Genomic DNA, 13,276 nt, shown 5'->3' with positions numbered 1-13,276 from the left:
GGGAATCCGATGAAAGCACGGTCGCCGAGAAGCCCGTTGCGGCGCCGGCTGGCCCTGCTGGCCGTGGTTTTCGTGCTGGGCGTGAGCACGGCCTGTTCCGCCACTTCGGACGGTGGCAGCGTGAGCGTGCTCGCGTCCTGGACCGACGCCGAGGGCGAGGCGTTCCACCAGGTGCTGCAGGCGTTCGAGGACGAAACCCACATCACCGTCGACTACCAGGGCACCCGCGCGCTCGACCAGGTGCTGGCCGCCGACCTGCAGCGCGGCACGGCGCCCGACATCGCGGTGCTGCCGAGCCCCGGCTCGCTGGCCGGCTACGTGCGGCGGCACGAGCTGCAGCCGCTCGGTTTCCTGGAACGGCAGGCCGAGGACTTCTACGGCAAGCAGTGGGTGAGCCTGCAGCGCGTCGGCGAGCAGCAGCTGTACTCCGTGGCGGTGAAGGCCGACCTGAAGAGCGAGATCTGGTACCACCCGCCGGCACTGCCCGGCGCGAAGCCGACGACCTGGCCGCAGCTGCTGAACCTCGCCGAGCACCAGAGCGCGAACGGCGGCACGCCGTGGTGCCTCGGCCTGGCCGCGCCGCCGGTCTCGGGCTGGCCGGGCACCGACTGGATCGAGGACATCCTGCTGCACTCGGCCGGTCCGGCGGCCTACCGGCAGTGGGCGGCGGGCACGCTGCCGTGGACCTCGCCGCAGGTCCGCCAGGCCTGGCTGGACTGGGGCGCGCTGGTGGTGCACCCGGGCGGGATCGACGGCGGGGCCCCGGCCGCGCTGCTCACCGACTTCGGCGACGCGGGCCGCCCGTTGTTCACCGACCCGCCGGGCTGCCTGATGGAGCACGAGGGCTCGTTCGTGATGAGCAGCTACCAGGCCATGCGCACCGGGACCGGGCAGGCGCCGCGTCCCGGCACCGACTACGACTTCTTCCGCTTCCCCGGCCCGCCCGTCTCGGTGGTGTCGGCGGACCTCGCGGGTATGTTCCACGACACCCCGCAGTCCCGCCGGCTGATGGAGTTCCTGGTCACGCCGGAGGCGCAGCGGATCTGGCCGGGCATCGCCTCGGCCAGCGCGTTCTCGGCCAGTGCGAAGGTCGGCCAGTCGGTCTACGGCGACCCGGTCAAGCGCAAGGTGGCCGAGGCGCTCACCGGCCAGTCGCAGGTGTGCTTCGACGCCTCCGACCTGATGCCCGCCGCCATGACCGGCGCGTTCTACCGCGCGGTCCTCGAGTACGTGAACGACCCCGGGCAGCTGGACACCCTGCTGAGCCGGCTGGAGGACACCCGCCGCGCCGTCCCGCGCAGCGAGTGGCTGGACGTCCCTTGTGGACAGTGAGGACCGGCCCGGCGCCGCTGCTCGCGCGGCGTGATTCACCCGGTCACCCGCCCGCCCGGCGGTACCGAGGCCACCGCGGCAGCACTTAGCGTCATATGCGCAGGTGTCGATCGAACGGAGGACTAGAGATGATCAAGCGGCTGTTCAAGGTCGTCATGCGTCACGGTTGCTGCTCCGCGTGCACCGGCAAGGGCTGCGGCTGCTGCGCCAACTGCAACTGACCTCAGGAAGTCCGTCAAGGCCTCCTTACCCGCGTCCGACGCGGGTAAGGAGGCCTTGACGGACTTTGCCCGGCGGGGCGGCAAGTCAGGCGCGGCCGAGGCCCCGGACCAGCACCATCACCGCGTCACGCACCTCGTCACGGGTGCGGCCCGGCTGGAAGACCTGCCAGTCGAGCGCCACCACCAGCATGGTGCCGAACAGCCCGGCCGCGGCGGTCGGGATGGCGACGCCCGCGGGCAGCCGCCCGGCCTCGTCGAGGCGCTGGAGCTGGCCCTTGACGATCGAGATGAGCTCCTCGCGCAGCAGGGCCAGCGTGTCGTGCCACTGGCCCGGCGTCCGCCACAGCTCGCTGACCAGGATCTGCGAGAACCCCGGGTACTCCGCGATGAACGCCAGGGTGACGTCGATCTGGGCCTCGATCACGGTCAGCGGGTCGGCGTCCGAGACCGCTGCCCGCAGCCGCCCGGCCACCAGGTCGACGCCGTACCGCAGCAGCCCGTCGATCAGCCCGTCCTTGGACCCGAAGTTGTAGTACACGGTGCCCTTGGCGACGCCGGCCTCGGTGGCGATGTCGTCCACGGTCAGCCCCACGAGGCCCCTGCTGGCCGAAAGCCGCAGGGTCGCCTCGAAGAGCTTCTGCTTGGTCGTCTCTCTCACGGCCGCGGGTGCTACAGGCTCAGCTCGGGCTTGAGCGCCGAGACCGACCACACGCGGTGCTTGCGCGCGGCCAGCGTGGACAGCAGGATCCCGCCCACCAGGTAGGCCACCAGTACCCCGATGTCGCCGAGGATCTGCATCGACGCGCCGGTGTAGAGCAGGTGGCGGAAGCCGTCGATCGCGTAGCCCATGGGCAGCACCACGTGCAGCGGGTACAGCGCGTCCGGGATCGTCTGCCACGGGAACGTGCCGCCCGCGCTGACCAGCTGCAGCACCAGCAGGACCAGCCCGAGGAACTTGCCCACGGCACCGAAGAACGCGTTCAGCGCGTGCACCACCGAGGTGAACGCCAGTGACACGAGTATCGCGAAACCGATGGCGCCCAACGGATGCGCGATGTGGATGCCGACCAGCCAGGTCACCGCGGCGAACAGCACGACCACCTGCGCGATCCCCAGCACGGCCGAGGACAGCCAGCCGCCCAGCGCCACCCGGATCGGCGACGCGCCCGCGGTCAGCGCCCGCGTGGACAGCGGCCGGATCAGCAGGAACAGCACGAACGCGCCGATCCAGGTCGCCAGCGAGATGAAGAACGGGGCGAGCCCGGCGCCGTAGGTGCCCGCGGACGCGACGCCGTTGGAGGTCACCGCGACCGGGTCGGCGATCGTGTTCGCCGTGGCCGTCCGGGTCGGGTCGTCCGGGTTCGGGATCTGCTTGAGCCCGGCCGAGAGCCCGTCGCGCAGCTGGGTGGCCCCGGTCGCGAGCTGGTCGGTGCCGGTGACGGCGGTCTTCTCCCCGTCGTTCAGCTTCGCCGCGCCGTCGCGCAGCTGGTTCGCGCCGTCGGACGCCTGCGCGATGCCGCTGGTCAGCTGCGGCGAGGCGGCGGCCAGCTGCTGCGCGCCGTCCGAAACCTGGCGCGCGCCGCTCGCGAGCTTCGCCAGGTCGCCGTTCGCGGCCTGGATCTTGGTGTTCGCCTGGTCGACGGGGGAGCGCAGCTGGTCGGCCCGGTCCAGGATCTCGTTCGCCTGCGCGTCGGTGAGCCCGGCGTTGTGCAGGTCGGTGCTCAGCTGGGTGCGGTAGCTGTCGAGCTTGCCCTGGATGTCGGACGAAGCGGACGCGGCGACCGAGGCGGCGTCGGCCACCTTCTGGTTGCCGTCGGCGACCTGCCCGGCGCCGGACGCGAGCTTCTGGGTCTGGCTCGGCAGCTCGGCGGTGCTCGACTTCAGCGTGCCCAGCCCGGTGGCCAGGGTGCCGGACCCGGTGGCCAGCTGGCTCGCGCCGTCGGCGAGCTGTTTCTGCCCGGTCTGCAGTTTCGCCGCGCCGTCGGCGAGCTGCTGCGCGCCGTTCGCGGCGTCGGAGACCTTGCCGTAGATGGTGGAGAACCCGACCAGGAACCGGTCGGCGGCCTCGCTGCCCACCTTCTCCTGGATGGTCTTGCGCACCTGGTCGGCCACCTGCTTGGCGATGGTGCCGGCCAGGTAGTTGTTGGAGTCGTTGGTGGACAGCGTGATCGTGGCCTGCTGCGGCGTGAAGTTGCCCGAGGACAGCAACGCGGCGGAGAAGTCGCGCGGGATGCCGATGGCGAAGGAGTACTTGTCGTCGCGCACGCCGTCGTTGGCGTCCTTTTCGGACACTTCGTGCCACTGGAACGTGCCGGACTTCGTCAGCTCGTCGGTGACCTCGCGGCCGATGTTGCGCTCCGCGCCGCCGGAGTCCTTGGCTCCGGCGTCGGTGGTGTAGACGGCGGCGGGCAGCTTGTCGAGCCGGCCGTAGGGGTCGTAGTTCGCGTACAGGTAGAACGACGCGTAGAGCAGCGGCACCAGCACGAGCGCGGCCATCGCCAGCTTCGGCAGGGTGCCGGCGGACAGCCGGCGCAGCTCGTTGAGCGCGATGCGGAAGGCGTTCAGCCCGCCGGCGCGCTTGTCGTCGGGGGTGGTCATGCCTCTTCGTCTCCTTCGGTGCTGTCACCTTCGGCGCTCACGAGCAGCCGCACCGGTTCGGGCTGGTCGGCCGACCCGATGCGGGCCGGCGGGTAGGGGAGGGCGGAGACCGGCGTGGTCGCGGCGAGCACGACCACGGCCAGGCCGCGTTCGGCGTGCTCTCTGGCGACCGCCGTCCACGACTCGACGTCGCTGGTGTGCCGGTCGGGGGCGTCGAGTACGAGCACGCGGGTGCCCGTGCGCTCGGCGGCCAGCGCGGCCAGCAGCCGGGTGCGCAGCGCGGGCTCGAGGTTCTCGAAGCGGCTGTTCGCGAACGGCGCGGCGTCGTGCGCGGCGAGCCAGCGCGCGACGTCCTCCTTGCCGGCCGGGCGGTGGGCGAGCGCCAGCTCTTCGCCGGCGACCACGCGCAGCAAGAGCGCCTCGTCGGGCTCGCTCACGCCCGGCGCGTCGACGACCGCCACCAGGTCGCGGAGGTCACCGCCCGCGTCGGTGGTCACGGTGCCGGTGGTCGGCTTGACCCGGCCCGCGAGCGCGAGGCCGAGCGCGGTGACGCCGACGCCGGGCTCACCGTGGACGAGCGTCAGGCAGCCGTCCTCGGCGGTCAGCGAGGTGGGCGGCAACAGTAAACCGTGGGCGCCCGTCAAGGACACCCGGTCGGCTCGTACCTGCACGGGGGAGCTCCTGCCTCTTTTGAACTGACCAGTCAGTTCAAAAAGCTAGACCCCGGTGCCGACGGGCGGCAAGCCGGGTGGGTGCACGTCACACCACCGGGTGACGCGAGCCGGGCGGTCACCGCAGCGCGGACGCCGGGTGCGCCTCCCAGGACGTCCACAGTGGACGATAGCCCTGCCGGTGCCAGAACACCGACGAGAGCGGGTTGGTCGGGTTGTAGTAGAGGTACGTGGCGGTGGCGCCCGCGCCGAGCAGCTCCCGGTGGACGTGCGCCATCAGCGCCCGTCCGACGCCGGAGCCGCGGTGCCCGGCCGTGGTCACCATGTTGTTGACGTAGCCCCAGCGCCCGGACGGCAGCAGCTCCGCCGCTTCGGCGCCCTCGCCCGAGTCGACCCACGCGCACTGCGCGAGGGCCACCGGCTCGCCGTCGGCCTCGGCCAGCCAGGTCAGGGGCTCGTCGAGCGCGTGGCGCAGCGCGGGCGCGAGCAGTTCGGCGGTCTGCTCCCGCCGCCGGTGCGCGACGAGCCCGGTGTAGTCGAACGTCGCCGTGCAGAGCGCCAGCACGGTGTCGAAGTCGGCCGGGCCGGCGAGCCGGACGGCGGCGTCACCCGGGGCCAAGGCCGGAGGCGGGCCGTCGGTCCGCACGGCGAGCGCGGCCAGCGGCGTCAGCCCGTGGTCGAGGAACGCGCGGATCGCCTCGGCGTCGCGGCTCGGCCAGTTCACGACGCAGGCCGAGTCGGCACCCGGCGCCTCGGTGTCCAATCGGGACCGCAGCGCGCCCAGCAGCAGGTCGAAGCCTTCGGTGCCGGCGGTGTCCGCGTCGGGGAAGAGCTGCCAGACCTCGGCCGCCGACCACAGCAGCGCGCCGTCGCCGGGCCCGTGCCGGTGGTGCTGCACGCCGGCCGTCACCCGCACGCCGTCCACCGTCGTCGCCTCGACACGGCCGCCGGTCGCGGCCGGCGCGGGCGGCGGCAGCATCGGGTCGAGCGCGGTGAAGCGGGCGATGCCCTCGGTGGTGGCCACGGAGCCGGAGCGTAGCCGCGGCTCAGGCGAGGCGGGTGCGGAAGATCGCCGTGCCCGGGAAGAGCTTGCCGCGCAACGGGCTCCACTGGCCCCAGGTCCGGGTGTGGCCCGCCGGCCACTCCGGCTCCAGCAGGTCCTCCAGGGCGAACCCGGTCCCGGCCAGCGCGCGCACGTAATCGCCGAGGGTCCGGTGGTACTCGACGTAGGTGGCCTCGCCCGCGTCGTCCACCTCCAGGTACGGCGTGCGGTCGAAGTAGGGCTGCGTGACGGTGAGGCCCTGCGGGCCCGGGTCGTCCGGGAAGATCCACCGCATCGGGTGAGTCACCGAGAAGACCCACGGCGAGCCCGGCCGCAGCACCCGCCGGACTTCCGCGAACACCGTCTCGAGCGAGGGGACGAACGGCAGCGCGCCGAACGCCGAGCAGGCGGCGTCGAAGCTGCCGGAGGCGAAGGGCAGTACTTCGGCGTTCGCTTGCACGAGCGGGACCCGGACGCCGGTGCGCTCGTTGCCCTCGCGGGCGTGGCGGAGCATGCCCGCGGACAGGTCGGTGGCCACGGCGTCCGCGCCCGACGAGACGAGCCAGCGCGAGCAGGCGGCCTGGCCGCAGCCGACCTCGAGCACGCGCTTGCCGCGGACGTCGCCGAGCAGGTGCGCCTCGGCCTCGCGCACGCCCTCGGGGCACCAGACGAAGTCGGCGTCGCCGAGGAAGTCGCCGTGGGCGGCCTGGTAGTCGTCGGCGTCGGCGTCCCACCAGGCGAGGTTCGCGGCCGCGGCCTCGGCGCCGCCGACCGTCCGGTAACCGACGCCGGTGGTGCCGAGCTGCTGCTCGGCGTGCTCGTGGCGGTCCGCTTCGGGCACCGCCGCCGGCACTGTCTCCGGCACTGCTGCGGGCTCGGGCATGGTGGTCCTTCGGGGAATGTCGGGGCCGGAGTCGACGTTGCGCAGAGGGTAGCGGCTGGGTGGGAGACCCTGATTGTGTCCCCTACCGTGGCCCGCGTACGATAAGTGTTAGCGCAGTGGGTTCGCGCTGCCTGGGTTCATCACCTGCCGGGGCCGCGCACCGTTAGCGGGTCATGCCGCGGTCGTTCACTGGGACGTTTGCTCGCCGGACGTTGTAGCAGGGTCGTCGCATGCCTCGTTTTCGCCGCTCGCTGCGCGGCCAACTACAAACCCTACGATCCCATCCACCGGAGCAACCCGCCTAATGACCACCGACACCGCCACCGCCCCGACCGCGCCGACCGGCGCCCCCCAGGTCGCCATCAACGACATCGGGTCGGAGGAAGATTTCCTCGCAGCGATCGACAAGACGATCAAGTACTTCAACGATGGCGACATCGTCGAAGGCACCATCGTCAAGGTCGACCGCGACGAGGTCCTGCTCGACATCGGCTACAAGACCGAGGGTGTCATCCCCTCGCGCGAGCTCTCCATCAAGCACGATGTCGACCCGGCTGAGGTTGTCACCGTCGGCGATGAGGTCGAAGCCCTGGTTCTCCAGAAGGAGGACAAGGAAGGCCGTCTGATCCTGTCCAAGAAGCGCGCGCAGTACGAGCGCGCCTGGGGCACGATCGAGGAGCTCAAGGAGAAGGACGAGCCCGTCAAGGGCACCGTCATCGAGGTCGTCAAGGGCGGCCTCATCCTGGACATCGGCCTGCGCGGCTTCCTGCCCGCGTCGCTGGTCGAGATGCGCCGTGTGCGCGACCTGCAGCCGTACGTCGGCCGTGAGCTCGAGGCGAAGATCATCGAGCTGGACAAGAACCGCAACAACGTGGTCCTGTCCCGCCGCGCGTACCTGGAGCAGACCCAGTCCGAGGTGCGCAGCGAGTTCCTCAACGCGCTCGCCAAGGGCCAGGTCCGCAAGGGCGTCGTGTCGTCCATCGTCAACTTCGGTGCCTTCGTGGACCTGGGTGGCGTCGACGGCCTGGTGCACGTCTCCGAGCTGTCCTGGAAGCACATCGACCACCCGTCCGAGGTCGTCGAGGTCGGCCAGGAGGTCACGGTCGAGGTCCTCGACGTCGACATGGACCGCGAGCGCGTGTCCCTGTCGCTGAAGGCGACCCAGGAAGACCCGTGGCGCCAGTTCGCCCGCACCCACGCGATCGGCCAGATCGTGCCGGGCAAGGTCACCAAGCTCGTCCCGTTCGGCGCGTTCGTGCGTGTCGAGGAGGGCATCGAGGGCCTGGTGCACATCTCCGAGCTGGCCGAGCGCCACGTGGAGATCCCGGAGCAGGTCGTCCAGGTCAACGGCGACGTGATGGTCAAGGTCATCGACATCGACCTCGAGCGTCGTCGCATCTCGCTGTCGCTGAAGCAGGCGAACGAGGGCGTCACCACCGAGACCGAGTTCGACCCGACCCAGTACGGCATGGCTGCCGAGTACGACGCCGAGGGCAACTACATCTACCCCGAAGGCTTCGACCCGGACACCCAGGAGTGGCAGGACGGCTTCGACAAGCAGCGTGAGGAGTGGGAGCGCCAGTACGCCGAGGCGCACACTCGTTACGAGGCCCACATGAAGCAGGTCGTCAAGGCCGCCGAGGCCGACGCGGAAGCGGCGGCCGACGCCGCGACCGGTGTCACCAGCAGCAGCAGTAGCAGCAGCAGTGACGGCGGCGAGCAGAGCTACACCTCCGCTCCGGCCGAGGCCAAGAGCGGCGGCACGCTCGCCAGCGACGAGCAGCTCGCGGCGCTCCGCGAGAAGCTCTCCGGTGGCGCGTGATCTAGCCCCGTAAGAACTACTGCGGCCCCGGTCCGATTCGGACCGGGGCCGCAGTGTTTTCAGTGCAGTGTTTTTCAAGTGCAGCGTTTACCAGCGCGGGGTTCGGCGGAAGACGCCGTCAGCGGAGGCCGAGGCCGGTGCACATCGCCAGCACGCCGGCGCGGTAGACGCGCTCGTTGGCTTCGTCGGTGCTGTCGATGAACCAGTCGCTGAGCGGGGTCTGCGCGCGCATCGTCAGCTCCACGCTGACCAGGCCGTGCATCGACGTCCACAGCAGGTAACCGAGCTCCTGCAGGTCCACACCGGGCTCACTGACCCGGCGGATCTTGTCCACGAACATCACGAACGTCGTCCGCATCACCGCTTTGCGCAGCTCCGGGTCCGGGTCGAAGTCGTGGACCGACCGCTCGTACATCAACGCGTAGCGAGCCGGGTTCTCCAGTGCGAAGCGGCGGTAGGCCAGCGCCACCTCGAGCAGGTCGGCGAGGCCGTTCTCGGTCTCGGGCGGCACGTCGAGCAGCTGTTCGCGCATCAGGTCGAAAGCGCGTTCGTACAAGGCGTCGAGCAGTCCCGTGCGCCCGCCGAAGCGGGTGTACACGGTGAGGGTGGAGGCGCCGGCCGCCTCGGCGACCCCGCGCACCGTGAGCCCGGCGACGCCCCGGTCGGTCAGCACCGCCAGCGCCGCGTCGAGGAACCGCTTGCGGGTGTTCTGCTCGGCGGGCTGCACGGACAGATGCCGGGTGGCCATACCCTCACCCCCTTCGCAGGTGCCGCGTAGGACAACGTTCAAGTCCGTGTACGCCTGCAGAAGATACGATATCCGCGCCGTCTTGGGAACTTCGCCCGGCGGCCGGATCTGTGGGATCTTCGTCCCATGGACACCGGGCCGGTCCGCCCGGGCGCTGGCACCGTCGTAGATGCCCGGCCATGCGGTGCCGGAACGCGGAAAGGCCCGGCCATGACCTCCCCTTCGGTTACCCGGATAGCGGGTGTGCGAATCCCGGACAGCAAACTCGCCACGGACGCGGCCGATTTCGTCCGCGACACCGCGAGTCCGTTGCTCTACGACCATTCCGTGCGCGTCTTCCTCTTCGGCGCGCTGCAGGGCGAGCGTCGGGGGCTGGAGTTCGACGCGGAGCTGCTTTACGTCGCCGCGCTGTTCCACGACGTCGGCCTCGTCGCCGGTCACCGCACCGACCGCCGTTTCGAACTCGACGGCGCCGACGAGGCCCGCCGGTTCCTGCTCGCCCACGACGCCCACGACGACGCCGCCGAGCGCGCGCGGATCGCGTGGACGGCCATCGCGCTGCACACCACGCCCGAGATCCCGGCGCACCTGGAGCCCGAGGTCGCGCTGGTCACGGCGGGCGTGGAGTACGACGTGCTCGGCATCGGCTACGAGGACCTGGGCGCCGAGGCCCGCGCCGCCGTGGTCGAGGCCCACCCGCGGCCCGAATTCAAGCGGCGGATCCTCGCGGCGTTCACCGACGGTATCCGTGACCGTCCACAAACGACGTTCGGCAACGTCAAGGCCGACGTGCTGGCGCGGTTTGTGCCAGGCTTCGTCCGGCAGGACTTCGTCGAGACCATCGAGAACTCCAAGTGGGAGGAATGACCGGATGACCCAGCCGGAGCCCGGCACCGTTGTCGTCACCGACGCGGGCGGCGGCCGTTACACCCAGCGGATCACCACGGCGGCCCACGAGTTCGCCGCCGACGAGCCGCGGTCGGTGGGCGGCGACGACGCGGGACCGACACCGTACGACCTCCTGCTCGCTTCGCTGGGCTCCTGCACGGCGATGACCCTGCGGATGTACGCCGACCGCAAGGGCATCCCGCTCGTGCGCACCACCGTCCGCCTGCGCCACGAGCGCATCCACGCGCGCGACTGCGAACGCTGCGAGACGGAGGTCGGCATGCTGAGCCGCATCACCCGCGAGATCTCCTTCGAAGGCGACCTGGACGACGAGCAGCGCGCGAAGCTGCTGGAGATCGCGGACAAGTGCCCGGTGCACCGGACGCTGACCCATGAGATCACCATCGACACCCGGGTGGTCTGAGGGCGTGTTGCGCCCGGGTCGCCCGGACGGCGAGGCTGGGGGCATGCGCTCCGGACGGGTGGTGGTCGTGGTCTACGACTCGGTGCGGCTGCTGGACGTCACCGGCCCGCTCGAGGTGTTCGGCATGGCCAACGAGCACGGCGCGGAGTACGAGCTGCTGACCGCGTCCCCGGGCGGCGCCGACGTCCGCACGACCACCGGCACGCGGCTCGGCGCGGACGTCGCGCTGGAGGAGGTGACCGTCGAGGACGGCACCCTGGTGGTGCCCGGCGGTCCCCACTGGCAGGCGACGGTGGCCGACGAGCCGTTGCTGGCGCAGGTCCGCCGCCTGGCCGGGCAGGCGCGGCGCACGGCGTCGGTCTGCGCGGGCGCTTTCGCGCTGGCCGCGGCGGGGCTGCTGGACGGCCGTCGCGCGGCGACGCACTGGGAGTTCGCGGACCAGCTCGCCCGCCGCTACCCGGCCGTCGACGTGGACAGCGACGCGATCTTCGTGCGCGACGGCCCGGTGCTCAGCTCGGCCGGCGTCACGGCGGGCATCGACCTCTCGCTGGCGCTGGTGGAGGAGGACCTGGGCGCCGAGGCGGCCCGGCTGGTGGCGAAGCACCTGGTGGTGTTCCTGCAGCGGCCGGGCGGCCAGTCGCAGTTCAGCGTGCGCCTCACCGCCGGACCGGCGGCTCACGAGCTGCTGCGGGGGCTGATGGACCGCGTCACGGCCGATCCCGCGGGGGACCACAGCCTGACCTCGCTGGCCCACGGCGCGGGAGTCAGCGTCCGCCATCTGACGCGGCTGTTCCGCGAGCAGGCGGGCACGTCGGTCGCGAGGTTCGTGGAGAGCACACGCCTGGAGGCGGCGCGCCAGCTGCTCGAACGCGGGACGGATCCGCTCGACGTGGTGGCCCGCCGGACCGGCTTCGGCTCCCCGGAGACGCTGCGGCGGGTGTTCACCCGGGAGCTGGGCGTGCCGCCGGGCGCGTACCGGGCGCGTTTCCGCACCGCCCGCCGCTGAAGGGCTTCGGTCAGGTGGCGCGGACGACCGCCGGGACCCAGATGCGTTCGAGTGCCGCGGCGCGGGCACGGCGGCGCAGTCCGGCGAAACTGTGCTGGGCGGGGACCAGTAACGCGCTCCACCAGGTCCGCCGGTACTCGGCCAGTGCCACCGCCACGGGGTGGTAACCGACGCAGTGCACCAGCCCCGGTGTGCCGAGCCGGTGCTTCCCGACGTGCTTATCCGCCATCGTTCCTCCGTGTGGGCGACCCGTCCGCCGCGCACGCTACGCACCCGCGGCGATAAATCCAGGTAATGGCCCGGCGTGTCACCCAAATCAGGGAGAGCTGCCCGCCACTATGTCCTTGCTTTTCCACTTGAGGTGTGCGTCCACCCGTGCGAGTGCACGTGCACGACGGCTGACCTCCCCTGATCGGGTGACGGCCGGGGTCTGGTTAGGGTGACCCCCATGCTGCGAGTGGGTTTGACGGGCGGAATCGGCGCGGGGAAATCGACGGCGGCCACCCGGCTCGCCGAACACGGCGCGGTGCTCGTGGACTCCGACCGGATCGCGCGTGAGGTCGTCGAGCCCGGCACGCCGGGGCTGGCCGCGGTCGTGGCGGCGTTCGGCGAGGACGTGCTCGCCGAGGACGGCTCCCTGAACCGGCCCGCGCTCGCCGCGAAGGCGTTCGCCGACGAGGAGTCGCGCAAGCGGCTGAACGGGATCGTGCACCCGCTGGTCGGCGCGCGCACCGCCGAGCTGATGGCCGAGGCGGCCCCGGACGCGGTGGTCGTGCACGACATCCCGCTGCTCGTCGAGGGCAACCTGGCCCCGGCGTACCACCTCGTGGTGATCGTCGACGCGCCGATGGAGGTCCGCGTCCGGCGGCTGGTCGAGGCCCGGGGCATGGCCGAGGACGACGCGCGCGCCCGCATCCGCGCCCAGGCCAGCGACGCCCAGCGCCGCGCGGTCGCCGACGTCTGGCTCGACAACGGCGGGGCCCAGGACATCGTGCTCGCCGACGTCGACGCGCTGTGGGCGGACCGGCTGGTGCCGTTCGAGGCCAACGTGCGGCTGCGCCGGCCGCGCCCGCCGATGTCGCCGGTCATCTCGCCGTACGACACGACGTGGCCGATGCAGGCGGAGCGCCAGCTCGCCCGGCTGCGGCAGGCCGCGGGGGACCGGCTGCTGCGCGCCGACCACCTCGGCTCGACGTCCGTGCCGGGGCTGCCCGCGAAGGACGTGCTCGATCTCCAGCTGACCGTGCCGTCGCTGGCCGACGCCGACGCGCTCGCCGGGGCGATCTCCGACGCCGGGTTCCCGCTCCTGGAGGGCGAGTGGGTCGACGACCCGCAGGAGGACGGCGCGGCGCCGTGGCCGAAGCGGGTGCACGTCGGCGCGGATCCGAAGCGCGCGGTGAACGTGCACGTGCGCTCGCCGGAGACGCCCTCGTGGCGGCTTGCCCTGCTGTTCCGCGACTGGATCCGCGCGCACCCGGCGGAGCGTGACGCGTACGCGGAGCTGAAGCAGCAGCTCGCCCGTAAGCACGCGGCTGACGGCACTATCGAGCGCTACGCCGACGAGAAGCAGGGCTGGGTCAACGCCGCCTTCACCCGCGCCGAGGCGTGGGCCGCGCAGACGTCCTGGACACCGTGAAAAGC

At 71.8% G+C, this 13,276-nt stretch carries 13 protein-coding genes; 6 read left to right on the top strand and 7 right to left on the bottom strand.

Annotated elements, in window-relative coordinates; all coding sequences use genetic code 11:
- Nucleotides 1–9: 9 nt before the first annotated feature.
- Nucleotides 10–1,332: an ABC transporter substrate-binding protein gene (locus tag OG943_RS18835; protein WP_328611091.1), complete on the top strand. Its 1,323-nt coding sequence runs from the start codon at nucleotides 10–12 to the stop codon at nucleotides 1,330–1,332.
- A 306-nt stretch (nucleotides 1,333–1,638) separates the two neighbouring features.
- Here OG943_RS18835 and OG943_RS18830 read toward each other — a convergent pair whose 3' ends face one another.
- From OG943_RS18830 to OG943_RS18810, 5 genes are all read right to left on the bottom strand, one after another.
- A complete protein-coding gene (locus OG943_RS18830) occupies nucleotides 1,639–2,211 on the bottom strand; it encodes a TetR/AcrR family transcriptional regulator (RefSeq protein ID WP_328611090.1) in 573 nt (190 codons plus the stop codon).
- Between the two features lie 11 nt (nucleotides 2,212–2,222).
- On the bottom strand, nucleotides 2,223–4,118 hold the full coding sequence (locus OG943_RS18825) for a YhgE/Pip domain-containing protein (RefSeq protein WP_328612096.1): 1,896 nt from the start codon (nucleotides 4,116–4,118) through the stop codon (nucleotides 2,223–2,225).
- 29 nt (nucleotides 4,119–4,147) lie between these two features.
- Nucleotides 4,148–4,822 (bottom strand): ABC transporter ATP-binding protein, encoded by a 675-nt coding sequence (locus OG943_RS18820; protein ID WP_328611089.1) that lies wholly within the window; start codon nucleotides 4,820–4,822, stop codon nucleotides 4,148–4,150.
- A gap of 118 nt (nucleotides 4,823–4,940) precedes the next feature.
- Nucleotides 4,941–5,801 (bottom strand): GNAT family N-acetyltransferase, encoded by an 861-nt coding sequence (locus OG943_RS18815; RefSeq protein WP_328612095.1) that lies wholly within the window; start codon nucleotides 5,799–5,801, stop codon nucleotides 4,941–4,943.
- A gap of 67 nt (nucleotides 5,802–5,868) precedes the next feature.
- Nucleotides 5,869–6,747: a class I SAM-dependent methyltransferase gene (locus OG943_RS18810; protein WP_328611088.1), complete on the bottom strand. Its 879-nt coding sequence runs from the start codon at nucleotides 6,745–6,747 to the stop codon at nucleotides 5,869–5,871.
- A 304-nt stretch (nucleotides 6,748–7,051) separates the two neighbouring features.
- On the opposite strand from OG943_RS18810, the gene rpsA reads away from it, so the two are divergent.
- Entirely contained in the window at nucleotides 7,052–8,569 is a 1,518-nt protein-coding gene (gene rpsA, locus OG943_RS18805) for a 30S ribosomal protein S1 (protein WP_328611087.1), read from the top strand.
- Nucleotides 8,570–8,687: 118 nt separating this feature from the next.
- On the opposite strand, the gene OG943_RS18800 is transcribed toward rpsA, so the two are convergent.
- On the bottom strand, nucleotides 8,688–9,317 hold the full coding sequence (locus OG943_RS18800) for a TetR/AcrR family transcriptional regulator (RefSeq protein WP_328611086.1): 630 nt from the start codon (nucleotides 9,315–9,317) through the stop codon (nucleotides 8,688–8,690).
- A gap of 243 nt (nucleotides 9,318–9,560) precedes the next feature.
- Here OG943_RS18800 and OG943_RS18795 point away from each other — a divergent pair, with 243 nt between their 5' ends.
- The 3 genes from OG943_RS18795 to OG943_RS18785 are packed head-to-tail and all read left to right on the top strand — an operon-like array spanning nucleotide 9,561 to nucleotide 11,635.
- Nucleotides 9,561–10,184: an HD domain-containing protein gene (locus OG943_RS18795; RefSeq protein ID WP_328611085.1), complete on the top strand. Its 624-nt coding sequence runs from the start codon at nucleotides 9,561–9,563 to the stop codon at nucleotides 10,182–10,184.
- A 4-nt stretch (nucleotides 10,185–10,188) separates the two neighbouring features.
- Nucleotides 10,189–10,629, top strand: a complete 441-nt coding sequence (locus OG943_RS18790; protein ID WP_328611084.1) for an OsmC family protein — start codon at nucleotides 10,189–10,191, stop codon at nucleotides 10,627–10,629.
- A 43-nt stretch (nucleotides 10,630–10,672) separates the two neighbouring features.
- On the top strand, nucleotides 10,673–11,635 hold the full coding sequence (locus OG943_RS18785; RefSeq protein ID WP_328611083.1) for a GlxA family transcriptional regulator: 963 nt from the start codon (nucleotides 10,673–10,675) through the stop codon (nucleotides 11,633–11,635).
- A 10-nt stretch (nucleotides 11,636–11,645) separates the two neighbouring features.
- Here OG943_RS18785 and OG943_RS18780 read toward each other — a convergent pair whose 3' ends face one another.
- The gene (locus tag OG943_RS18780; RefSeq protein WP_328611082.1) at nucleotides 11,646–11,864 is read right to left on the bottom strand and encodes a hypothetical protein; all 219 of its coding nucleotides are present in this window, start codon (nucleotides 11,862–11,864) and stop codon (nucleotides 11,646–11,648) included.
- Nucleotides 11,865–12,083: 219 nt separating this feature from the next.
- Here OG943_RS18780 and coaE point away from each other — a divergent pair, with 219 nt between their 5' ends.
- Nucleotides 12,084–13,271, top strand: a complete 1,188-nt coding sequence (coaE, locus tag OG943_RS18775) for a dephospho-CoA kinase (protein WP_328611081.1) — start codon at nucleotides 12,084–12,086, stop codon at nucleotides 13,269–13,271.
- The last annotated feature ends 5 nt before the right edge of the window (nucleotides 13,272–13,276 follow it).

This window comes from Amycolatopsis sp. NBC_00345, from assembly GCF_036116635.1.
Taxonomy (GTDB): domain Bacteria; phylum Actinomycetota; class Actinomycetes; order Mycobacteriales; family Pseudonocardiaceae; genus Amycolatopsis.
The sequence above is the reverse complement of the archived record's forward strand: the minus strand, read 5'-3'. Positions and strand labels throughout refer to the sequence as shown.